Source organism: Bordetella genomosp. 7 (assembly GCF_002261265.1).
Classification (GTDB): domain Bacteria; phylum Pseudomonadota; class Gammaproteobacteria; order Burkholderiales; family Burkholderiaceae_B; genus Bordetella_A.
Map to the genome: position 1 here is coordinate 115,829 of NZ_NEVK01000001.1, position 22,438 is coordinate 138,266.

The window sequence follows — 22,438 nt, forward strand, 5'->3', positions numbered from 1 at the left end:
TGGGGTAAACCATTATAGGGATAACCCTAAGTGCAATGCAACATCTATCTGTGGATAAGTTGTAACTACCGTTAACCGTGGCCGTTGCGCAACTGCCGGACGGCGTCGGGGAGCTCGCTTGCGGTGAGTCCGATGGGTCCGGTTCCCCGGGCTACCAGAAAATCGGCAGCCGCCCCGTGTAGCCACACGGCCCCGGGTACGGCCTGATCCAGCGGGATGCCCTGCGCGATCAGGCTGCCCAGCATGCCGGCCAGGGTATCGCCGGTACCCGCCGAGGCCAGGCCGGCGTTGCCCGTGATGTTGCGCCAGCAATGGCCATCAGGCCGGCATACCAGGGTGCCGGGCCCCTTCAGCACCACCCAGGCGGCGTGGCGGCGCGCCAGCTCGCGGGCGGCGCCCAGCCGGTCGGCCAGCACCGCCTGTGTGCTGACGCCCAGCAAGCGGGCGCCTTCGGCAGCGTGCGGGGTCAATACCACCGGGCCGGGGCCCCAGCCGGGCAGGGCGCCCGCCGCCAGCAGATTCAGCGCGTCGGCGTCCAGTACCAGCGGCGTGTCAGCTTGTTGCGCAAAAAGCCCGCACAGGGTGGTTTGCGATAGGCTGTCCGTGCCCAGGCCGCAGCCGGCCACCCAGGCATCAATAGGCAGGCCGGCCCGATAAAGTCCGGCGGCATCGCGCAGCATCAGCTCGGGCTGCAGGGGGTCGCAGGGCAGCGGACAAGCCTGCTGCGCAAAGCCCACCAGGACTTTGCCCGCGCCGGTTTTCAGGGCGGCGCGACCGGCCAGCAGCGCGGCCCCGACCATGCCCGGCCCGCCGCCAATGATGGCAACGGTGCCGTGGGTGCCCTTGTGGGCATCGGATCGGCGCGGCGCGAACAACAGGGGAAGGTCCTGGCGAAGAATGGGCAGGGGATCACGGGCGGACATGGCGGCGCTTGCGGAGCAAGTCAGGCAGAGAATGGATGACTATCCACTATAGTGCCCCTGGAGCACAGGCAATATTCAAGGAGACAACGGTGCGCGACTCATCGCTGGACCATTATTCCCAGTACCAGGCCCTGAAACTGCGGCGGCATCCGCATGGCATCCTGGAAATCATCATGGGCGCCAAGGGCGGCGCGCCCGGCAAGCTTTCTACCGCGGACGCCCGGCTGCACCGCGAACTGGCCGACATATGGCGCGACGTCGATACCGACCCCGCCACCCGCGTGGTGGTGATCCGCGGCGAAGGCAAGGGGTTTTCCGGCGGGGGAGACCTGGAGCTTGTCGAACAGATGGCCGACGACTTCCAGGTACGGTCGCGGGTGTGGCGCGAGGCTCGCGACCTGGTCTACAACGTGATCAACTGCAATAAGCCCATCGTGTCGGCCATGCATGGGGCCGCCGTGGGCGCGGGGCTGGTGGCCGGGCTGCTGGCCGACATTTCCATCGCTGCGCGCGATGCGCGCATTATCGATGGGCACACGCGTCTGGGCGTGGCGGCGGGCGACCATGCCGCCATTGTGTGGCCGTTGCTGTGCGGCATGGCCAAGGCCAAGTACTACCTGTTGTTGTGCGAGACGGTGACGGGCGCCGAGGCCGAGCGCATCGGGCTGGTGTCGCTGTGCGTGGACGAAGCCGAATTGACCGACAAGGCATTCGAGGTGGCCACGCGGCTGGCCAACGGCTCGCAGACGGCCATCCGCTGGACCAAATATGCGCTGAACAACTGGTTGCGCACCGCAGGCCCCAGCTTCGATGCGTCGCTGGCCCTGGAGTTCATGGGGTTTGCCGGCCCCGACGTGCGCGAAGGCATCCAATCCCTGCGCGAGCGGCGTGCGCCGGATTTCGATCCCGGCGCGCCGTTCTGACAGGCGCATCCGGGCAGGGCGCTATTTCTTTGTCAGGAACCGCGCGAATGCGTCCTGCGCTTCCTGTGTTTGCAGCCGGGCCCGGAATTGGGCCGCTTCGTACTCAAGCGTTTCGTCGACCGCCTGACGGTCGGCCCGCTTGAGCATGGCCTTGGTCAGCCGCAGGGCGTTGCGCGGCTGGGCTGCGAGTTCGGCCGCCGTTGCGTGCGCCATGGCCAACGCCTGGCCGGGTTCAGCAATGTCGGTCGCCAGGCCCGTTTGCACCGCGGCCTCGGCGTCGAACGCCTTGCCCTGCAACAGCCACTGCGCGGCCTTGCGCGCGCCCGCCAGTCGGGGCAGCAGCAGGCTGGATGCGCCTTCGGGGCACAGCCCCAATGCGACGAACGGGATGCGCAGCGTGGCATTGCGCGCCGCATAGACAAAGTCGCAATGCTGCAGCAAGGTGACGCCGATACCGACCGCGTAGCCCTCTACCGCCGCGATCACCGGCACGTCAGTGGCGATCAGGGCGCGCAGAAACGTCATGCCGGCGCTGTCGCCTTCGGGGCGGTCGCCCTGGAAGTCGCGCAGGTCGTTGCCCGCCGTGAAATGTCCGCCTGCGCCAGTCAGGATCACCGCCGACAGGCTGGAGTCGTCGGTCGCGCGGGCCAACTGGTCTGCCAGCGCCAGATAGGTGGCGATATCCAGCGCATTGCGCCGTTCCGGGCGATTGATCGTCAGGGTCAGGACGCCGCCCTCGCGCTCGACCTGCAGGCTGTCGGGCGTGGCGCTCATGCGAACTCCCGTGCGGCAAGCCGCGCACGCGCCTCGGCGTACTCGCGGCGCAGGTTGGCCACGATGTCGGCGGTGGGCAGGACGCTGTCGATGCCGCCCACCCCCTGGCCGGCGCCCCAGATGTCTTTCCAGGGCTTGACGCGGGTCGAGCCGAAGTTGGACGCGCCCGTGTCCGGGGCGGGCAGGTTGGCCGGGTCCAGGCCGGCTGCCACGATGCTGGATTTCAGGTAATTGCCGGGGATGCCTGTAAAGAAGGGCGTGTACAGAATGTCGGCCGCACCGGCATCTACGATGGCCTGCTTGTAGCCGTCGGACGCATTGGCTTCGGCGCTGGCGATGAAGCGCGTGCCCATATAGACAAAGTCGGCGCCCATGGCCTGCGCTGCCAGAATATCCGCGCCGGACGTAATGGCGCCCGACAGGATGATCGGGCCGTCGTAGCGGCGCCGGACTTCGCGCAGCAGTGCGAACGGGCTCAAGGTGCCCGCATGGCCGCCCGCTCCGGCGCACACCAGGATCAAGCCGTCCACGCCCGCTTCCAGCGCTTTTTCGGCGTGCCGCACGGTGGTGACGTCATGGAAGACCTTGCCGCCCCAGGCGTGGATGCCGTCAACCAGGTCGCCGGGCGCACGCAGGCTGGTAATGATGTAAGGAACGCGATGCTTGGCGCAGACGGCCAGGTCTTGTTCGAGGCGGTCGTTCGAATGGTGGATGATCTGGTTCACCGCGTAGGGCGCCACTGTCGCGGCCGTGTCGGTGTTGCGCCGCGCGGCCAGGCTTTCCTGGACTTCGGACAGCCACTCATCCAGCAGCGACTGCGGCCGTGCGTTGAGTGCGGGAAAAGACCCCACCACGCCGCTGGCGCATTGTTCCACCACCAGCTTGGGGTTGGACACGATGAACATGGGCGAACAAATGACCGGCAGCGTCATTTGCGCATAGAGCTGGGAAACCAGGGCGTGGGGCTGGGCGGCGTCGCGTGCGTTCATGAGTGAGCGGAAGTTGAAAGTGAGCCGGGGGCGTGCATATAATTACCTACCGGACGGCCGGTAATTAATCGATATTCATTTAACGGCAAGCGTCGCCCGCATGTCAATGCGATGCGCCGCGCCCTTGCCTTCATGCCCGACAGCATTGCTTCCACCAAGCGGCCACGCGCCGGCCGCCCCCCGACCCTGGCTGCGCCGCGCGAACGCATCCTGGAAGAGGCCGCGCGCCTGTTCGCGAAATCGGGCTACGAAAACAGTTCAGTGGCCGACCTTGCCGCCGCCATCGGGGTATCGAAGGCGGCGATTTACCATTACTACCCCACCAAGCAGGACATCTACGACGCGATCATCATCGATGTGCTGCGCGGCATGACGGCGGCCGTATCCCAGGCCGTGGCGCAGGCGCCCGGCCACCGCGAGCGCCTGCGTGCGTTCATGCTGGCTCACGCCCGCTACTTCGAGCAGCATCATCCGCAATTCGTCACGATGCTGGTCGGCTATTCGGGCATGACCATCACCGAACGCGAAGACGCCGCGCATCTGCGCGACGATTACGAACGCATGCTGCGCGACATCCTGGCCGCCGGCATGGCCGCAGGTGAATTCCGCGCGCTCGACGTCGCGTCCTCGGGCCGTGCGGTGCTGTCGACGCTGAACTGGATGGCGCGCTGGTATCGGCCGGGGGGCCCGCAGGCGGCCGAAGCCATCGCAGAAGATTTCTTCGACCTGCTGGCGGGCGGCCTGGTGGCGCCGGAGTAACGGCGTGCAGGCCGCAACTTGTGCAGGACGCGCACAACAACGTTCGCAAAACGGAATACGTCAATACGGGCCGAGGGCTAATATCCCAGGGTTCTTTCCGAGTTTTATCTTTCTTCTTTCTTATTGATCATGTCGCAACGACCCGCTCCCCTGACCGGCATACGCGTGCTGGACCTGACCCGCGTCCTGGCCGGCCCCTGGTGCACCCAGAACCTTGCCGACCTTGGCGCCGAAGTCATCAAGATCGAACGTCCCGGCGCGGGCGATGACACGCGCGCGTGGGGCCCGCCTTATCTGAAAGACGCCACGGGCGCCGATACCACCGAGGCCGCGTATTACCTGAGCGCCAACCGCAACAAGTATTCGGTGGCGCTCGACATCGCGTCGCCGCGCGGCGCCGAACTGGTGCGCGAACTGGCGCGCCAGAGCGATATCCTGGTCGAGAACTTCAAGGTGGGCGGCCTGCGCAAGTACGGCCTGGACTACCAGACGCTCAAGGCCGAAAACCCCCGCCTGATCTACTGCTCGATCACCGGATTCGGCCAGACCGGCCCCTACGCCAGCCGCCCTGGATACGACTTCATGATCCAGGGCACGGGCGGGCTCATGAGCATTACCGGCGAGCGCGACGACCTGCCGGGCGGCGGGCCGCAAAAGGCCGGCGTGGCCGTGGCCGACCTGATGACCGGCATGTATTCCACCGTTGCCATCCTGGCCGCGTTGCACGAACGCGGCCGTAGCGGCCTGGGCCAACACATCGACATGGCGCTGCTGGATTGCCAGGTCGCCATGCTGGCCAACCAGAACCTCAATTACATGACAACCGGCCAGGCCCCCAGGCGCGCCGGCAATGCGCACCAGAACCTGGTGCCGTACCAGGTGTTCGCCGCGAGCGACGGCCACCTGATCGTGGCGGTGGGCAACGACAGCCAGTTCCGCAACTATTGCCGTGTGATCGGGTTGCCCGAGCTGTCGGACGATCCGCGCTTTTCCACCAACCCGCAACGCGTGCAGAACCGCGACGCGCTGGTGCCGTTGCTGGCCGAGCGCATGGCCACCGGCGAGCGCGACTTCTGGCTGGCCGAGCTCGAGGCGGCCGGCGTGCCGGCCGGCCCCATCAATACGCTGGACCAGGTCTATAAAGACCCGCAGGTGCAGGCGCGCGAGATGTGGCGCGAACTGCCGCACCCCACCGCCGGCAAGGTGCCGGTGGCCGCCAGCCCGCTCAAGTTCTCGGACAGCCCGGTGCAGTACCGCCGTCCCGCGCCTTTGCTGGGCGAGCACACGCGGCAGGTGTTGTCCGAAAGGCTGGGCCTGTCTGAAGAAGAAATCCAGGCGCTCGCGCAGCCGCGCAGCTGAGCGGCCAACGGGGCGCAATGCCCGCGGCGGACATCCGCGGCGGGCGCCCCTCGATGATCAATCCGCTACGGAGCACAAGCAATGACAGATATTCAGACCATCGCCGTCGTCGGTGCCGGCGCCATGGGGCGCGGCATTGCGCAGATCGCCGCGCAGGCGGGCGTCCAGGTGCGGCTGTACGACACCAGCGGCGACGCCATTGCCTCGGCGCGCGAGTCGCTGCGGCAACTGTGGGACAAGCTGGCGCAGAAAGGCAAGCTCAGCCACGCAGACGCCGAGGCGGCGCTGGCGCGGATTCATCCTGCCGCCGCGCTGGACGAACTGGCCGACTGCCAGGTGGTGGTCGAAGCCATCGTCGAACGGCTGGACGTCAAGCGCGATCTGTTCGTCAAGCTGGAAAGCATCGTCGGGCCCGATTGCATCCTGGCCTCGAATACCTCATCGCTGTCGATCACCGCGATTGCGGCTGCGTGCCAGCGCCCGCAGCGCGTGGTGGGCTTTCACTTCTTCAACCCGGTGGCGCTGATGAAGGTGGTCGAAGTCATCGATGGCCTGCGCAGTGATCCCGCGGCTGGCGATGCGCTTGCCGCCCTGGCGCGCCGCATGGGCCATACCCCGGTGCGCGCCAAGGACATGCCCGGCTTCATCGTGAACCATGCGGGCCGAGGCATGAACATAGAGGGCCTGAAGGTGGCGCAGGAATCCGTGGCGTCGTTTGCGCAGATCGACGCCATCATGCGCGAACAGGCCGGATTCCGCATGGGGCCCTTCGAACTCATGGACCTGACCGCGCTGGACGTTTCGCATCCGGTCATGGAATCGATCTATCGCCAGTTCTTCGATGAACCGCGCTTCCGGCCGTCGCCCATCACGGCCGTGCGCCTGGCGGGCGGCCTTATCGGCCGCAAGGCCGGTGCGGGTTTCTACGATTACCCCGATGGCCAGAAGCAGGCGCCTGCCGAGCCCGCCGCGCCCGCGGCCGAGCCCGGCCTGCGTGTGTGGGTCAGCCCGGCGCATGAAGAGGGCAGGGCGCGCGCCCTGGCGCTGCTCGAATCGCTGGGCGCCGGCATCGTCGATACGGCTCAGGCGCCCGACGACGCGTTGTTGCTGGTGACGCCATATGGCGAAGACGTATCCACCTGCGCCAGCCAGCAAGGCCTGGATGCAACACGGACGGTCGGCCTGGACACCCTGCATGGGCTGGCCGCGGGCAAGCGCCGCACGCTGATGCTGTCGCCCGCGACGCAGGCACGCTGGCGCGACGCCGCGCACGCGCTGCTGGCCGGCGACGGTGCGCCAGTCAGTGTGATCCAGGATTCGGCGGGTTTCGTGGCGCAGCGCATCGTGGCGGCGATCGTCAACGTGGCTTGCGAGATCGCCCAGCAAGGCATCGCCACGCCGGCCGACATCGACCGCGCGGTGACGCTGGGCCTGGGCTACCCGATGGGGCCGCTGGCGATGGGCGACGCCCTGGGGGGCGAGCGCATTCTCGAGATCCTGCGCAACCTGCAGCGCGTAACCGGTGACATGCGCTATCGGCCCAGCCTGTGGCTGCAGCGGCGGGTGCAGCTGGGCCTGTCGCTGCTCGCCGAGCCCGCGGCCTGACGGACACTCTTCGCCCGGCGCGCCGCTACGCCGTCGACCGGGCGATCTGTTCGCGCAGCCATTGGTGGGCTGGGTCTCGGTGCAGGCGTTCGTGCCACAGCATCACCATGTCGAACCCCGGTATATCCAGCGGCGCCCGCACCGCACGCAATTCGGTTGCGCCGCGTATGAGTCGCGCGGGCACCATCGCCACCAGATCGGTGGTGGCGAGCACGGACCGAAGCACCAGAAAGTGTGGCACGGACAGCACGACGTTGCGCTGCATGCCTTGTTGGGCCAGCACCATGTCGGTCACCCCGTAGAACCCGCCTTCGTCCTGCGACACGACGGCATGGTCGAGCCGGCAGAACTGCGCGAGCGTGGGGCGGCGCTTCAGCCCGGGATGGCCAGCCCGCCCTGCCAACACATAATGCTCATGGAACAAGGGCCTGCGCCGCAATGCGGGCGGCGACTCGGCCGCAATGTGAAAGGCCAGGTCCAGTTCGCCCTGTTCGAGCTGGCGCGCCAGGCGCTGCGGCGAAAGCGGACAGATGGCAATGCGCGAACGCGGCGCGCGGGCGCGCAGCCCGGCCAGGGCCGGCTGCAATACGGTCGCTCCCGCGTAATCGGATGCAGACACGCGCCAGGTAAGTTCGGCGTTGGCCGGCTCGAAGGCGCCGGGGGGCGCGATAGCCTCGCGCAGTGCCTGCAGCGCCACGCGCAGGGGCTCGCGCAGTTGTTCTGCGCGGGCGGTGGGCCGCATGCCGCGTGGTCCGGGCAGCAGCAGGGGGTCGCCCAACACGTCGCGCAGCCGGGCAAGCTGCAGGCTGACCGTGGGCTGCGACAAATGCAGCCGGCTCGCCGCGCGCGTGACGTTCAGCTCGGTCAGCAGCGCCTCCAGCGTCACCAGCAGATTCAGGTCCAGCCGACGCAGCCGATCTACGGTATTGGGCATGGCAATAGTGACCAATAAAGGAATTCATTTCTAATATAGCGGACGCGACCCTATCGTGTGGCTGGCTATCTCGATAGGAGCTTTCCGTGAATCTGTTGCTTGTCTATGCCCATCCTGAACCGCGCTCGCTGAACGGGTCCATCAAGAACTTTATTTGCCGGCATGTGGAGCGCGGCGGCCATGCGGTGCAGGTTTCCGATCTGTATGCCATGGGCTGGAAGGCCGCGCTCGATGCGCAGGACAACATGGCCTGTGAGCCGGAAGCTCGCTTCGATCCTTCGGCCGAATCTGCAGCGGCCTTCCGGAATGGTACGCAAAGCGCCGATATCGAACGCGAGCAGGAGAAACTGCGCTGGGCCGATGGCGTCATTCTGCAGTTTCCGCTGTGGTGGTTCTCGATGCCGGCGATCCTGAAGGGATGGGTTGAGCGCGTCTACGCGTATGGATTTGCCTATGGCGTGGGCGAGCACTCGGACACCCATTGGGGCGACCGCTATGGCGAAGGGACGCTCGCGGGCAAGCGGGCCATGCTGGTCGTGACTGCGGGCGGCTGGGAGTCGCACTACGGCCCCCGCGGCATCAATGGCCCTATCGACGACCTGCTGTTTCCCATCCAGCATGGCATCCTGTACTACCCCGGGTTTGATGTGTTGCCGCCGCACGTCATCTATCGCACCAGCCGCATTGACACGCCCGCGTTCGAGCGTGTGTGCCAGGCGCTGTCGCGCCGCCTGGACGACTTCTGGACGGCGCAGCCCATTCCCTTTCGCAAACAGAATGCGGGCAGCTACCTGATCCCGGAGTTGACCCTGCGGCCGGACATTGCGCCGGGCGAGTCCGGGTTGGCCATACACCTGGAGCGGCGATAGAGGCGCCAGGCGCGCGCATCGCGCGCGTAAAAAAGCCCCCGCAATGCGGGGGCTTTTCTTCGGGCCAGGGCAGGGACTACTGGACCGACTGGACCATGTATTCGACAGCGGCCCGAATGTCTTCTTCGGAGGCGTTGGCCGCGCCACCCTTGGGCGGCATGGCGCCCTTGCCGGTGATGGCGACCTTGACCATGGCGTCCATGCCGGTCTTCAGGTAGGGTTCCCAGGCGGCCTTGTCGCCCAGCTTGGGAGCGCCGGCCACGCCCGTGCCGTGGCAAGCGAAGCAAGTGGCTTTGTACAGTTTTTCGCCAACCGGATTGACCGCGGCTTCGGCCTTGGGCGCCGGGGCCTGGGCTTGCTGTTGAGCCGGGGCGGGGGCTTGGGCCTGTGCCTGGGGGGCCGCGGCAGCAGGCGCGGCAGCGGCAGCGGCCGGAGCAGCCGCCTGCTTGGTTTCTTCGGGCTTGGCCTCGCCTTCCTGCGCGGGGGCTTCGGGTTCTTCGAACGAGCCGCCGGATTCATTGGCCATGTAGACCACCGCACGGGCGACTTCGTAGTCGCTCAGGGCCGGGTTGCCGCCCTTGGCGGGCATGGCGCCCTTGCCGTGCAGGGCCACGTCGAGCATGGCGTCGTAGCCCGCTTTCAGGAGAGGTTCCCAGGCGGCCTTGTCGCCCAGCTTGGGCGCGCCGGCCACGCCCGCCGTGTGGCAGGCCGTACAGACGGCCTGATAGACCTGTTCGCCGGTCTTGAAGACCTTGGGCGCGTTGGCATCGACCAGTTCAAACCCGGCCACCGGGGCAATGCGGCGGGCCACCGCTTCTTCGGTGAGGGTGTCGGAGCCGGCGCCCGTCTTGTCGCTGGCCGTGACCAAGTTCACCAGCATGATGATGACGATGATCGGCACCAGGAACGACAGCACGACCGTGACGATCAGCTGTTTGGGAGTCTTGATAGGCGACGCGTGTTCTTCGTGGTGTTCCTGCTCGTTGCTCATAACCAAATCCTGCAAATCGGGTACCGGGGCGCCTGGCGGCGGCAACAGACGAATAACTACTGCGCAAGGATAGGCCAGAAAAGCGACCGACCCCGCATGCAAACGCTGGATTATATAACGCTAAGCCGGCCGGGGACGACGGAGGTCAACTTGTCTGGCCGCTGCGCCGCCGCAACGGCGCGAAATATGGGTACAATGTCGCCTCTTTGCGCCCGTAGTTCAATGGATAGAATGAGAGTTTCCGAAGCTCTTGATACAGGTTCGATTCCTGTCGGGCGCGCCATAGAATCAAGCACTTAAATTTTTTGGGCCCGTTCTGGGCCCATGCGACGCGTATTGGCGCGTGTTCTTTGGCCTTCTGCTGGCCCTCTTGTGCTGGCAAATGGTCTGCGTACAGCGCAGGCATCCTGGCCTTCTTCCTCTGATGACCTCACGCCTGTGAAAAAGGCGGCTACAAAGCAGTTGCGCCAGGGCGGTTCTTAGTGTGCGCCAACGTGCTCCAGCACCAGCAACGCGCTTGGTATCGGCCTGTGCCGCCACCACGACGATCCTGCGGCGCCGATTCATCGCATCCAGCGGTTTTGCCCGGTTTCGAGACCATCCAACATGCCGGCCGGGTGATCGGCGACGATGCAAGGGCCTGGCTGCGTGAATCCTTCCCCGGGGGCTTCGCTCAGACTCATGGGCGCACTTGAGACGACTTGCACCGTTGTTTGTACGCGTACTGCGCTGCGCCGCGCCCAGTCTTTGGGGCCCAGGCCATAACGCTGGCGAAATACTTTGCCGAAGTGGCTCTGGCTGGAAAACCCGGTATCGACCGCGGACTGGGTAACGCTGCAGCCGCGGTCGAGCATGGCCGCTGCTTCGGTCAAACGCAGGTCGCGCAAATAAGCGTGTACCGAAGTACCGAAGTACGCCCGGAACCCGGCCTGGAGTTTTTTTTCGGGAATGCCGACGCGCCGTGCCAACTGCCGTGGCGTCCAGGCCTCTGCGCAATTTTGGCGCAGCAGCGTTCCCGCGGCCACGATTGCGACGTATTCCTTGTCTGTGGGCCGCTGCAGCGGGAGCGGCGTGCAGATCGTGTCGGCTACCAGGGCCAGCGCCTCCTGGATGCGCGCCCAGCGCCACGCACGGCGCGCGAATGCGTCGCTGACCGGGGCGTCGCTCGCCAGCGCCCAGGCAAGATCCACGCAGGCCGACGGCGTGGCGAACGCTGCCGAAAAGGCGACGGCCCCCCCGCCATCCGGCCCCGCGAAACGGTGTTCGACCCGGCCGGGCAGGTGGCTCCAGCCCAAGCTGCATAGCGCCTCCAGTGTGAAGCGTATATCCACCAGCCTGATGCTCTGGCCCGCCGGCAAACGCCAGAGCGCGCAGGCCGGCACCGGGTGGTGAAACACCATCGCCATGCCGCCCGACAACAGGCAGGAACGGCCGCCGCCGTGGGTGAGCTCCAGGTTGCCTTCCAGGCAGATCTGTATGCCAAACAAGGCATTGTCGGGCGATGGAAGATGAAGTTCGCGCGGCGCCACGCCGTCAAGAACCACTAGGCTGACGCCCTCGGCCACCCGCTCGACCTGTTTGATGACGGCTTCCCAATCATCGTCTCGGGGCACCGTGGGCAGCGTGCCGCGCCACCATTCATGTGGCTTGTGCGGCGTGGCATAAATGGCGGGGGCAGGTTTCATGTGGGTTCGGGATACCGCTTGCAGGAGTTCGCGTGGCCTACGACGCTGCGTGAAAACCGCTATGCCGTAATGTCGCCGGGCCGCAAATCCGCCAGTGCGCGCCGGAAAAACGCCAGACATTGCCGCCGCGTTCTGGGATTATCCATTACCAATCAATAATGATTCTTGTTAATTATAACGAGGCCTGATCTTTATGACCCTACCGCCGTTCCGTATGCGCCCGCTCGCGCTGGCTGTCCTCTTCAATCTGGGCGCGTGCGCGTCCGCCTTGGCACAGACGCCGGAAGCAGCCGTCCTGGCGCCGGTTCGCGTGGAGGGGAATGTCGATCAATCGCCCGCCTCGGGTGACGCGTATGCAGCCGTGCGCAGCCGGTCCAGCACCAAGACGGATAGCGCACTGATCGATATTCCTCAGACCGTGAACATCGTGACTCGCAACGAGATGGACCGCCAGGGTTCGACGTCGGTGTCCCAGGCGCTGCGCTTCACCCCTGGCGTGGTGACGCAGTATGGCGACAACGACGCGCGCCACGATTGGCTGACGGTGCGCGGTTTCACGCCGGGGCGCTATCTGGACGGGCTGCTGCTGCCGTTTGGCGCACGGGGTTACGCGCAACCGCGGGTAGAGACATACGGATTGGAACGAATCGAGGTCCTGAAGGGGCCGTCTTCCGGCCTATATGGTCAGGCATCCCCCGGCGGCGTCATCAATATGACGAGCAAGCGTCCCACTGAAGACTATCGCAATGAGGTCATCGTGCAGGGAGGCAGTTTCGACCGGTTCCAGGGCGGATTCGATTTTTCGGGCCCGGTCGACGCGGACGGGCGTCTGCTGTATCGGCTGACCGGACTTGTGCGCGATAGCGGGACACAGTTCGACTACGTGACCGACGACAAGGTCTTTATCGCGCCGAGCTTTACCTGGAAGGCGTCGGCCGACACCACCATCAATTTCTCCGTGCAGTACCAGGAAATCGACGCGGCCGGCGGCGGCGGCGCCCCGGCGCTGCCGGCGATCGGGACGCTGTATCCGTCTTCGAAGGGGCGCATTTCGCGCGATCGTTACGTCGGCGACCCCGACTATGACCGGTTCCGCAACGAACAGACGCTGGTCGGCTATACGCTGGACCACCGATTCAATGACGCACTCTCGTTCCGTCAGACGACGCGCTACAGTGAGGTCGATACCGATACGCGACGAGTTCAGCTCGGCGCCATGCCAACGGACACGCAGGCCATCCGCTACGCCTGGGCGTTTCCCGAATCCTCGCGCGCGATTCAGGTGGATAATCAGCTGGCCTGGAAATTCGATACGGGCCCGGTAAAGCACGACCTGTTGATAGGCTTCGATTATCTGCGCGAAAGTTCGAACTTCACCGAGTCGCAGCTGACCTTGCTGTTGCCGCCGATTTCCCCGCCATTGTTCGATCTGTACAACCCGGATTACGCCAATGCCGGCATCCAGACGCCGCCGGACGGCATGCGCATTGACCAGCGGCGCGACCAGCTGGGCCTGTATCTGCAGGACCAGATTGCCATCGACAAGCTGCACCTTACCTTCGCGGGCCGGTATGACTGGACGCATTCCCGAACCCGTACCTGGACTCACGCATCGAATGCCACGGCGACGGCACGCAACAGTCCGGAGCACTTCACGGGCCGCGTGGGTGCCAGCTGGCGTTTCGATAACGGGATTGCGCCCTATATGGCGTATTCCACGTCGTTCCAGCCCCTGTCGGGAACGAATCGCCTGGGTATGCCGTTCAAGCCGAGCACTGGCGAACAGGTAGAAGCGGGCGTCAAGTACATGCCGGCCGGTTCCGATACGCTGGTGACCTTGGCCGTCTTCCAGCTGGACCAGAAGAACGTGCTGGCGCCCGATCCGCTCAACACCAGCTTCAATACGCAGACCGGCGCGGTACGGCTGCGCGGCGTAGAACTGGAAGCGAAGGCGCAGGTAACGCGCGGGCTCGACGTTACGGCGTCGTATGCCTACACGGACAGCGAGATCCGCCGCACCAACGCCACCGACAGCACGGGCCAGCAAGGCAACCAGATGGCGTTTGTGCCGCGGCACCAGGCCGGTGTGTGGGTGGACTACACCTTCCAGGCCGGTGCGCTGCGCGGGCTAGGCATGGGTGCGGGCGCGACATATCGTGGCAGCAGCTACGGCGACAATGCGAACAACTACGCCATTCCTGCCGTGACGCTGGTGGACATGGCCTTGCGATACGAATTGGGGAATCTGTCCGAGGCGCTACGAGGCGCTCAAGTGGCGCTGAATATTTCCAACGTGTTCGACAAAGAGTATGTCGCTACGTGCTTGGGCCCGCTGAGTTGCTACTGGGGCGCGGAACGCACGGTACTGGCCACGCTGCGCTATCGCTGGTAAGACGCGTGCGAACGCGGGTGTCTGCGCATCAGCCGTCCGCCACGGTGCGAACCAGGCTGTTGCGCGGCTGGTCGGCTCGGTGATAGATGCATACCGGCATCCGGACTTCCGGCTCCAGGCGAACGAAACTCACTTTGAACGCACTGGCGATCTTCCGCGTGTACGCGGAACTTATCATGTGGCCTCTTCCACTTTCCACGGCAGCTAAAGCTGTGCTCAGGCTGCTGAGCACGCGCCAGTCTGTCAGGACGAGGCGATCACGAAGGTAGCTGTTGACCTGCATGACCGAGCGCGAATCCCGCCCAACGTCGCGCCAATCGGCGCTAATATTGCGCCGTACCGATTCGATTCCTGTCGGGCGCGCCAGAACTTCGCCTCCCGGCGTCGTCCTTCCGTCGCGCTGTAGCTTATTTCGCAGGCGTCGGTCTTTGTCGGGCCGACAGCCGCGCCGCGCTCCTTCAGTGCCTGTCGGGTCATTGCTCTGCCGGCCTCGCGCTACCACCTTCCGATGGCGGCCGCACCGCATTCTTCCAGGGGAACTCATCGCATCATGCGTCGTATCCGCACGCCCAGCATGGCGGCGCTGACTGCCTTCGAGGCGGCGGCCCGGCACGAGAGCTTCACGCTGGCCGCGCGCGAGTTGTCCGTGACCGAAAGCGCCATTTCGCGGCAGATCAGTCTGCTGGAAGAAAGCCTGGGTGTGTCGCTCTTTGTTCGCGTCAAACAGCGGGTGACCCTGACCCGGCCGGGCCTGCTGTACAGCGAAAAGGTGCGCGCCTCGCTGCGTGCGCTGGAACAGGACACGCTGGCCATCGCCGCGCATGGCAGCGGTCGGGGCAATCTTGAACTGGCGGTGCTGCCGACGTTCGCGCTCGAATGGCTGATTCCACGGCTGCCCACGTTCTACGCGCGCTATCCGGATGTACGTATCAACATGGGCGTGCGCACTGCCCCGTTTTCGTTCGAAAACGAACACTTTGATGCCGCCATACATCACGGCAAGCCCATCTGGCCGCACGCCACGCTGGAACTGCTGTTTGGCGAACGCATGGTCGCCATCGCCCGCGCCGACCTGATCGGCAAGCCGCTCGAGCGCGCCGAAGACCTGCTGCAGTACACGCTTCTGTATTCCACCACGCGGCCCGAGTCCTGGCGCCAGTGGTTCGAACTTGCCGGCGTGGCGCAGATGCCTGAATCGATCGGCAGCGCCGGCTTCGAGTTGCAGTCGATGGTGGTGCGGGCCGCCGAAGCAGGGCTGGGGGTTGGCCTGGTGCCCGAATTCTTCGTGCCCGAGGCCGCCTGGCAGAATGGGGTGATACGGGCGCATCCACTTTCGATGCTGGCCGAAGATTCCTACCATCTTGTGTACCCGCTTGAGACGCGGGACAACCTGCCGCTGCAGTGCTTTCGCGAATGGATACACCAGGAAGCGCGGGGCTTCGCCGCCGAGCTGCGGTTACCGCCATCCGATAGGGTTGATGACTAAAACTCATCATATGGCAATTATTTGTCGCTTTACGCCTGGGTAGAAGCGATAAAAAATGGCGGGTTCAGTAGAAAACTGCGGGAAGAGTTTTTATGAATGGCGCCAAAAGTCTGGTTAAAACCCTGCTGGCTTCCGGTATCGATACTTGCTTTGCGAATCCCGGAACCAGCGAAATGCATTTTGTTGCTGCACTCGACCAGGTGCCGGGCATGAAATGCGTGCTGGGCCTGCAGGAGAACGTGGTCACCGGCATGGCCGATGGTTATTTCCGCATCGCCCGCAAGCCTGCCTGCACCCTGCTGCATTGCGGCCCGGGGCTGGCCAATGGCATGGGCAACCTGCACAATGCCCGCCGCGCACGCAGCGGCATCGTCAACATTGTGGGCGACCAGGCCACCTACCATCGCCCCTTCGACGCGCCCCTGACCGCCGATACGGCCGGAATGGCGCAGACGGTGTCGCAATGGGTGCGCACCAGCGTCGACAGCGCGCGCCTGGGCCGTGATGCGGCTGAAGCCGTCGCCGCGGCGCGCAGCTTTCCCGGCCAGATCGCCACGCTTATCCTGCCCGCCGATGTGTCCTGGAACGAGGGTGGGGTGGTCGGCGAGCCGGTGCCCGCGCCCGCGTCGCTGCCGGTAGACGGCAATGCCATCGAGAACGCCGCGCGCACGTTGCGCGCCCATGGCGCCGACACCCTGATCCTGGTTGGCGGCACGGCGGTGCTGAGCGACGCGCACCCCTGGCTGTGGCGCATCGCGCAGGCAACCGGCGCCACATTGATGGCCGATTTCGTCACCGCGCACCTGTCGCGCGGCCGGGGCCGCCTGCAGCTCGAGCGCACGCCCTACGTGATGGAGGCTGCCATCAAGGCGTTGCAGCGCTACAGGCACATCATTCTCGTCAACGCCAAGCCGCCCGTGGGCTTTTTTGCGTACCCCGGCCTGCCGTCGACGCAGTATCCGCCCGACGCCCAATTGCAGGTGCTGGCGCGCGCCGACCAGGATCCGCTGCCTGCGCTGCAGGCTTTGGCGTCGCTGCTGAACGCGCCCGAGGTCGCCATCCCCGACCCGGGGCCGCGCCCCGCGGTTGCGACGGGCGCGCCCACTCCGGAGGGCCTGGCCCAGACCGTGGCCGCCGTCATGCCCGAACACGCGATCATCTCGGATGAAAGCGTGTCGTTCGGGCGGGGCTTTTATAAGTTCAGCCATGCGGCGCCGCCCAACGACTGGCTGCACCTGGCTGGCGGCGCGATCGGCGACGGCCTGCCTGTGGCCACCGGCGCCGCCATCGGCGCACAGAAGCAGCGGCGTGTGATCAGCCTGCAGGCCGACGGCTCGGCCATGTATTCGCTGCAGTCGCTGTGGACGCAGGCCCGCGAAAAGCTGCCGTGCACGACCATCATCCTGAACAACAGCAAGTACAACATTCTTATCGGCGAGTACGCCAACGTGGGCGCGACCCCGGGCGATACCGCGATGAGTATGCTGGACCTGGGCAACCCGGCGCTGAACTGGGTGGGCCTGGCCAACGCCATGGGCGTCGAGGCCGCGCGCGCCACCACCCTGGAGCAATGCGCAGACCTTATGCAGGCCAGCTTCGGCAAGCAGGCCCCATTCCTTATCGAGCTTATGGTGTAAGTACAGCGCCGTAGACTACCTTTTGTCCCTTACCTGGATGGAGACACATCTTTCATGAAACACCGGAAACTTTCTCAGATCCTGGCCGCAGCCGTCATCGGTGGTACGGCGTTGTGCGCGCAGGCAGACGACTATCCGTCGCGCCCGATCACGTTGATCGTGCCTTACCCCGCCGGCGGCACCACCGACCTGGCCGCCCGTACGATCGCCCACGCCATGGGCCCGCTGCTCAAGCAATCCATCGTGGTTGAAAACCGCGCTGGCGCGGGCGGCAATATCGGCATGGGCGTGCTCAAGCGTTCCGACGCCGACGGCTACACCATCGGCATGGGCACTATCGGCACTCAGTCGATCAACCAGTTCATCTACAAGGACATGCAGTTCGACCCGGCCAAGGACTTCGCGCCCCTGGCCATGGTGTTCACCACGCCCAACGTGATTGCGGTCCGCCAGGACGCAAAGTGGAAGTCGGTGCAGGACCTGTTCGCGGACGCCAGGCAACGCAAGGACGCACTGATCTCGTATGCCTCGCCCGGCGTCGGATCGTCGGTGCACGTGACCGGCGCCTACCTGGAGCAGGCTGCCGGCATCAACATGCTGCACGTGCCCTTCAAGGGCGTGTCGGCGTCCATGCCGGCATTGATCGGCGGCCAGATCGACGTGCTGATGGATAACCTGCCCAGCACGATCAGCCAGCTGAAAGACGGTTCGCGCGTGCGCGCCCTGGCGGTTACTTCTGCCGAGCGTTCGCCCTTGTTGCCCGATGTGCCTACTGTGGCCGAATCGGGCCTCAAGGACTTCGACGTGACGGCGTGGTTCGCGCTGTACGCGCCGGCCGGCACGCCCGCCGAGGCGCAGGCCAAGCTGATCGAAGCGGCAAAGCAGGCATTGGCGACCCCTGCCGTGCAGGAGCAGTTTTCGAAGCTCGGCGCCACGCCCGGTTCCATTACCGGCAAAGACCTGGCCGCGTTCGAAGTCACCGAACGCGAACGCTGGGGCAAGCTGATCAAGGAACGCAACATCACCACGGACTGACACCGCGCCGTACGCTGCGGCGCACCTTACTCTTGACGGCGCAGCAGCGCCGGACTTAGATGCGGCCGCCCAGGCCAAGCGCTACGCGCCTGGCCTGGGCGGCCGCGCTACAGATATTCCTTATACCGCTGGATGTATTCGCGCGCGCTGGTGTTCAGTTCGCGCACGCAGCGGTCGGCGGCGTCGGCGTCGCCGCGCATCATTGCCGCGAGCAATTCGCGGTATTGCTTGATGCCGGCTTCCGCGCGGCCCGGCAGTACGGCCACCCGCCGCATGGTGACCCGGGTGCGCTCGTAGATCCGTTCGATCAGGTCGCTGAGTATCGGATTGCCGGCCAGGCTTGTGACGCGGTAGCGAAAGCGCATGATGGTGTCTACATGCCCTTCGATATCGCCGTCGCGCAGGCTTTGCTCGAACGGCGGGCCGAGCCATTCCTGGAGCTCTTGCCAGTCTTCCGGGCGGGCGTTCTGCATGGCCAGGCGCACCGATAGGCTGTCCAGCGCTTCACGCACTTCGTACAGGCGGTAGGTGGTCTGCATGTCTACCGGCACGACGATGGCTCCCTTGTTGGGCACACGCTGCACCAGCCCGCGGTCTTCCAGGGTGGCCAGTACCTCGCGCGCCTTGGCCCGCGTGATGCCGTAATGCTGCGCCAGATCTTCTTCGGGAATGCGCGAGCCTGGCAGCAATGCCTGCGCGGCAATGCGGTCGCGCACGTCCAGCACCACGGCCTGCGTGGAAATCAACTTTCTTTTTGCTGCCGCCGGCTTGTCGCTGGTCGCGGGCTTGGTTCGGGTTGCCATTTCCACCGTTCCTGAAAGGCAAATTGGGTGAGCGGAATGATAACACTCGTTTGGGCTCAAGATTGTGCACAATTTTATATCCCAAATTGTAATTCATCGTTGACACAATCCTGATTCCGTCCCAAACTGCTTCCGTCCGATCGATGGGACGCTCGATATCAGGAGAATGGCTTTGCATACCGATCACTCGACGGGGTTGCCCGGCCCTCGTTGCCAGGAATACTTGAACCGGCGCCAGGCGCTGGTTGCGCGCGGGGTGGTCAACGGGCCGCCCATATTCGCCCAGGAGGCTTCCGGCGCCACCGTTATCGACCTGGACGGGCGCCGCTACCTGGATTTCGCCGGCGGCATAGGCACCCTCAATGTGGGGCACGCCCATCCCGAGGTCGTGCAGGCCGTCAAGGAACAGGCCGACGCTTATCTGCACACCTGCTTCAACATCGTGATGTACCCGGGGTATATCGAGCTGGCCCAGGCGCTGGTCGACCAGGTGCCGGGCGACTGGCCTAAAAAGGTCATGCTGCAAAGCACCGGGGCAGAGGCTATCGAAAACGCGATCAAGATCGCCCGGTGCGCCACCGGCCGGCGGGCAGTGGTGGCATTCGAGAATGCATTTCACGGCCGCACCTACATGGCCCTGTCGCTGACCGCCAAGGCGCCGGCGTACAAAACCGGCTTCGGCCCGCTCGCGGGCGACGTGTACCGCGCGCCTTTTCCGGTGCCTTATCGCTGGCGCGGCGATGTTCAGTCGTGCGTGGACGACGCCTTTGCCCGGCTGCAGCGTATGGTCGAAACCGAGATCGGGGCCGACCAGGTGGCGGCGATTGTGATCGAACCGGTGCAGGGCGAGGGCGGATTTCATGTTGCGCCGCCCGAGTTCATGCAGCGCCTGCGCGATTACTGCACCCGCCACGGCATTGTCATGATTGCTGACGAGATCCAGTCGGGTTTTTGCCGCACGGGGCAGTGGTTCGCCACCGAACACAGCGGCGTGCAGGCTGACCTGTACACCCTGGCCAAGTCCATGGGCGGGGGCATGCCTATCGCCGCCGTGGTGGGCCGGGCAGACTTGATGGACGCGCCCGCCGTAGGCGGGCTGGGCGGCACCTACGCCGGCAACCCGCTGGCCTGCGCCGCGGCATTGGCGACCATGCGCATCATGAAGCGCGACGACTACGCGGCCAAGGCCCGCCAGTTGGGCGAGGTGCTGCAGGCGCGGTTCGCGAAATGGGCTCGGGATATCGACATCGTGGGCGACGCCCGGGGCGTGGGCGCGATGCAGGCGGTGGAAATCGTGCAGGACAAGGCCGGCGCCGAGCCCGCGCAGGATTTGGCCGCCCGCATCGTGCAGTATGCCTACGAGGCCGGCCTGATCCTGGTGAAGGCCGGGTTCCACGGCAATGTGCTGCGCTTTCTCGGCCCGCTGAACATGAGCCAGGCCGAACTGGATCAAGGCCTGGATATCCTGGAAGCCGCCATCGTGCGTGTATCGCGGGAGGCTCGCGCATGAACACGCTGCTCAAGCTCGACAATGCCCGCAAAGTGGTGCGCCTGCTGGGCGCGGCCCGGCCCGACATGAACGTGCTGGTGCTTTACGACTTCTATACCGAGCACAATGTGCAGCCCCTGGCCATTGCGGTGCAGGAAGCCGGCGCCGTGCCGCACCTGATGCAGATACCCGGCAGCCGCCAGCATGGCCGGCCGTTCTCCGACGTGGTGGCCAAGGCGATGTGCGCGGCCGATCTGGTCATTGCCCTGACGCGCGCCAACGCCGCGCACACCGAGGCACGCCAGCAGGCCACTCGCGCAGGCGTGGGCGTGATCGTCCTGCCCGAATCCGATCTGCCGGATTTCTTCCTGGCCGACGGATGGAACGCCGACTTCGAGGCCCTGCGCCCGCAGATCCAGGGCCTGGCCGACGCGTTGAGCCGCGCCGACCACGCTCGTGTCACCAGCGCCGCCGGCACCGATATCCGCATGAGCATCGCCGGACGACGCGGGCGGGCCCTGCATGGTTTCGCCAACACTGTCGATATTTCGGCGGGCTATTGCCTGGAGTCCAGCCTGGCCCCCGTTGAGGGCACGGCCGAGGGCGTCATCGTCGTGAACGCCAGTATTCCCGGCGTGGGGCTGGTGCGCGACGAGCCGGTGCGCATTGTGTTTGAACGCGGCATGGCCGTCTCCATCGAAGGCGGAGACCTGGCAAGGCGGTTCCGCGATCTGCTGGCCAGCTTCCAGGATCCGGGCGTGTACAACCTGGGCGAGCTGGGCGTGGGCATGAATCCTTGCTGCACGCTGGACGGCACCATGCTTTCCGACGAAAGCGTGTACGGATCGATCCAGTTGGCATTGGGAACCAGCGCCTACATCGGCGGCACGGTGAAGGCAGCTGCCCACTACGACACCATCGTGACCGACGCGCAGCTGTGGCTGGATGATCGGCTGGTGCTTGACGGCACGCGGCTGATGCTGGAGGAACAGTCATGACGATACGCGTGCAACAAGGCAGCGACGGCATCGCCACCGTGCTGCTGGACAGGCCGGAGAAGCGCAATGCCTTCACGCTGGAAATGTACCGGCAGTTCGGCGCGGCCATCGATGCGCTGGATGCCGACGACAGTGTGCGTTGCATCGTTGTGCGGGGCGCCGGCGGCGCGTTCTGCGCAGGCAGCGATATCGGCGGCTTTGATGAAGAGCGCGGCGACGCCCAGGTGGCGCGGGAATATGCCGAACTGACGCTGGACATGACCGACCGCCTGAAGCTCACGCGCCATCCCACGGTGGCGTGCATCGAGGGCGCCTGCGTGGGCGGAGGGCTCGAGATCGCGGCGTTGTGCGATGTGCGCATCGCGGCGCGCAGCGCGCGCTTCGGCATACCGATCAACCGCATAGGCCTGACCCTGGACTACCGCGAGCTCGAAGACCTGGTTGGCCTGATCGGCCCGGCACATGCCCTGGAAATCCTGCTCGAAGGCAGTGTGTTCGGGGCGGACGAGGCCATGTCCAAAGGGTTGCTGACCCGTGTGGTGGACGACGAGCAGGTGGTCGAGCACGCCTACCAGTGTGCGGCGCGCATCGCCAAAGGCGCGCCGCTGGTCAACCGATGGCACAAGCGCTTCGTGCGCAAGCTGGCGTCGGGCGTACCCCTGAGCGAGGCAGAGCGGCTCGAGCCCTACGCCTGTTTCGACACCGAAGACTATCGCATTGGCAAGGCGGCTTTTCTGCGCAAGGAAAAGCCTGCTTTCCTGGGCCGTTAAGAAGGAAATCCGTAGTC

Annotated in this window: 19 protein-coding genes and 1 tRNA gene; 13 read left to right on the top strand and 7 right to left on the bottom strand. The window is 65.4% G+C overall.

Annotated features, from left to right (window positions below; genetic code table 11):
• Nucleotides 1-71: 71 nt before the first annotated feature.
• Nucleotides 72-923: an NAD(P)H-hydrate dehydratase gene (locus CAL19_RS00550; protein ID WP_026639609.1), complete on the bottom strand. Its 852-nt coding sequence runs from the start codon at nucleotides 921-923 to the stop codon at nucleotides 72-74.
• A gap of 35 nt (nucleotides 924-958) precedes the next feature.
• On the opposite strand from CAL19_RS00550, the gene CAL19_RS00555 reads away from it, so the two are divergent.
• Nucleotides 959-1,846, top strand: coding sequence for an enoyl-CoA hydratase/isomerase family protein (locus CAL19_RS00555; protein ID WP_094795753.1), 888 nt, complete (start codon nucleotides 959-961; stop codon nucleotides 1,844-1,846).
• A gap of 21 nt (nucleotides 1,847-1,867) precedes the next feature.
• On the opposite strand, the gene CAL19_RS00560 is transcribed toward CAL19_RS00555, so the two are convergent.
• Together CAL19_RS00560 and CAL19_RS00565 are read right to left on the bottom strand one after the other, a co-directional pair.
• Nucleotides 1,868-2,620 carry an enoyl-CoA hydratase-related protein gene (locus tag CAL19_RS00560; protein ID WP_094795754.1) on the bottom strand — a complete coding sequence of 251 codons (753 nt, stop codon included), beginning with the start codon at nucleotides 2,618-2,620 and terminating at the stop codon, nucleotides 1,868-1,870.
• Nucleotides 2,617-3,609 carry an NAD(P)H-dependent flavin oxidoreductase gene (locus CAL19_RS00565; protein WP_094795755.1) on the bottom strand — a complete coding sequence of 331 codons (993 nt, stop codon included), beginning with the start codon at nucleotides 3,607-3,609 and terminating at the stop codon, nucleotides 2,617-2,619. Before CAL19_RS00565 ends, CAL19_RS00560 begins: the two co-directional genes overlap by 4 nt.
• Before the next feature lie 132 nt (nucleotides 3,610-3,741).
• Between CAL19_RS00565 and CAL19_RS00570 the strand changes: the two genes are divergently transcribed.
• The 3 genes from CAL19_RS00570 (at nucleotide 3,742) to CAL19_RS00580 (ending at nucleotide 7,332) form a co-directional block, all read left to right on the top strand.
• A complete protein-coding gene (locus tag CAL19_RS00570) occupies nucleotides 3,742-4,368 on the top strand; it encodes a TetR/AcrR family transcriptional regulator (protein WP_026639605.1) in 627 nt (208 codons plus the stop codon).
• 129 nt (nucleotides 4,369-4,497) lie between these two features.
• Nucleotides 4,498-5,727, top strand: coding sequence for a CaiB/BaiF CoA transferase family protein (locus CAL19_RS00575; RefSeq protein ID WP_026639604.1), 1,230 nt, complete (start codon nucleotides 4,498-4,500; stop codon nucleotides 5,725-5,727).
• Between the two features lie 81 nt (nucleotides 5,728-5,808).
• Nucleotides 5,809-7,332 carry a 3-hydroxyacyl-CoA dehydrogenase gene (locus tag CAL19_RS00580; protein WP_094795756.1) on the top strand — a complete coding sequence of 508 codons (1,524 nt, stop codon included), beginning with the start codon at nucleotides 5,809-5,811 and terminating at the stop codon, nucleotides 7,330-7,332.
• A 25-nt stretch (nucleotides 7,333-7,357) separates the two neighbouring features.
• Here the strand turns inward: CAL19_RS00580 and CAL19_RS00585 are convergent, their stop codons facing one another.
• Nucleotides 7,358-8,266 carry a LysR family transcriptional regulator gene (locus tag CAL19_RS00585; RefSeq protein WP_094795757.1) on the bottom strand — a complete coding sequence of 303 codons (909 nt, stop codon included), beginning with the start codon at nucleotides 8,264-8,266 and terminating at the stop codon, nucleotides 7,358-7,360.
• 86 nt (nucleotides 8,267-8,352) lie between these two features.
• Here CAL19_RS00585 and CAL19_RS00590 point away from each other — a divergent pair, with 86 nt between their 5' ends.
• Nucleotides 8,353-9,135 (top strand): NAD(P)H-dependent oxidoreductase, encoded by a 783-nt coding sequence (locus tag CAL19_RS00590; protein WP_094795758.1) that lies wholly within the window; start codon nucleotides 8,353-8,355, stop codon nucleotides 9,133-9,135.
• A 76-nt stretch (nucleotides 9,136-9,211) separates the two neighbouring features.
• Here the strand turns inward: CAL19_RS00590 and CAL19_RS00595 are convergent, their stop codons facing one another.
• Nucleotides 9,212-10,126, bottom strand: coding sequence for a c-type cytochrome (locus tag CAL19_RS00595; RefSeq protein WP_026639600.1), 915 nt, complete (start codon nucleotides 10,124-10,126; stop codon nucleotides 9,212-9,214).
• A gap of 208 nt (nucleotides 10,127-10,334) precedes the next feature.
• On the opposite strand from CAL19_RS00595, the gene CAL19_RS00600 reads away from it, so the two are divergent.
• Nucleotides 10,335-10,409 (top strand) — tRNA-Arg (locus CAL19_RS00600).
• Between the two features lie 280 nt (nucleotides 10,410-10,689).
• Here the strand turns inward: CAL19_RS00600 and CAL19_RS00605 are convergent.
• The gene (locus CAL19_RS00605; protein WP_051423757.1) at nucleotides 10,690-11,811 is read right to left on the bottom strand and encodes a helix-turn-helix transcriptional regulator; all 1,122 of its coding nucleotides are present in this window, start codon (nucleotides 11,809-11,811) and stop codon (nucleotides 10,690-10,692) included.
• Nucleotides 11,812-12,004: 193 nt separating this feature from the next.
• On the opposite strand from CAL19_RS00605, the gene CAL19_RS00610 reads away from it, so the two are divergent.
• From CAL19_RS00610 to CAL19_RS00630, 4 genes are all read left to right on the top strand, one after another.
• On the top strand, nucleotides 12,005-14,203 hold the full coding sequence (locus CAL19_RS00610) for a TonB-dependent siderophore receptor (RefSeq protein ID WP_038852322.1): 2,199 nt from the start codon (nucleotides 12,005-12,007) through the stop codon (nucleotides 14,201-14,203).
• 550 nt (nucleotides 14,204-14,753) lie between these two features.
• The gene (locus tag CAL19_RS00620) at nucleotides 14,754-15,689 is read left to right on the top strand and encodes a LysR substrate-binding domain-containing protein (protein ID WP_026639597.1); all 936 of its coding nucleotides are present in this window, start codon (nucleotides 14,754-14,756) and stop codon (nucleotides 15,687-15,689) included.
• A 92-nt stretch (nucleotides 15,690-15,781) separates the two neighbouring features.
• Complete coding sequence (locus CAL19_RS00625) at nucleotides 15,782-17,326, top strand: acetolactate synthase large subunit (RefSeq protein WP_026639596.1); 1,545 nt, start codon at nucleotides 15,782-15,784, stop codon at nucleotides 17,324-17,326.
• A 54-nt stretch (nucleotides 17,327-17,380) separates the two neighbouring features.
• The gene (locus tag CAL19_RS00630; protein ID WP_026639595.1) at nucleotides 17,381-18,361 is read left to right on the top strand and encodes a Bug family tripartite tricarboxylate transporter substrate binding protein; all 981 of its coding nucleotides are present in this window, start codon (nucleotides 17,381-17,383) and stop codon (nucleotides 18,359-18,361) included.
• A gap of 107 nt (nucleotides 18,362-18,468) precedes the next feature.
• On the opposite strand, the gene CAL19_RS00635 is transcribed toward CAL19_RS00630, so the two are convergent.
• A complete protein-coding gene (locus CAL19_RS00635) occupies nucleotides 18,469-19,164 on the bottom strand; it encodes a GntR family transcriptional regulator (RefSeq protein WP_026639594.1) in 696 nt (231 codons plus the stop codon).
• Nucleotides 19,165-19,330: 166 nt separating this feature from the next.
• Between CAL19_RS00635 and gabT the strand changes: the two genes are divergently transcribed.
• Genes gabT through CAL19_RS00650 form a run of 3 tightly spaced genes read left to right on the top strand, consistent with a single transcriptional unit; the run spans nucleotide 19,331 to nucleotide 22,421 of the window.
• Nucleotides 19,331-20,674 (top strand): 4-aminobutyrate--2-oxoglutarate transaminase, encoded by a 1,344-nt coding sequence (gene gabT, locus CAL19_RS00640; RefSeq protein WP_051423756.1) that lies wholly within the window; start codon nucleotides 19,331-19,333, stop codon nucleotides 20,672-20,674.
• Nucleotides 20,671-21,651, top strand: a complete 981-nt coding sequence (locus CAL19_RS00645) for an aminopeptidase (RefSeq protein ID WP_026639592.1) — start codon at nucleotides 20,671-20,673, stop codon at nucleotides 21,649-21,651. The genes gabT and CAL19_RS00645 overlap by 4 nt, the downstream gene beginning before the upstream one ends.
• A complete protein-coding gene (locus CAL19_RS00650; RefSeq protein WP_026639591.1) occupies nucleotides 21,648-22,421 on the top strand; it encodes an enoyl-CoA hydratase/isomerase family protein in 774 nt (257 codons plus the stop codon). The genes CAL19_RS00645 and CAL19_RS00650 overlap by 4 nt, the downstream gene beginning before the upstream one ends.
• Nucleotides 22,422-22,438 lie beyond the last annotated feature (17 nt).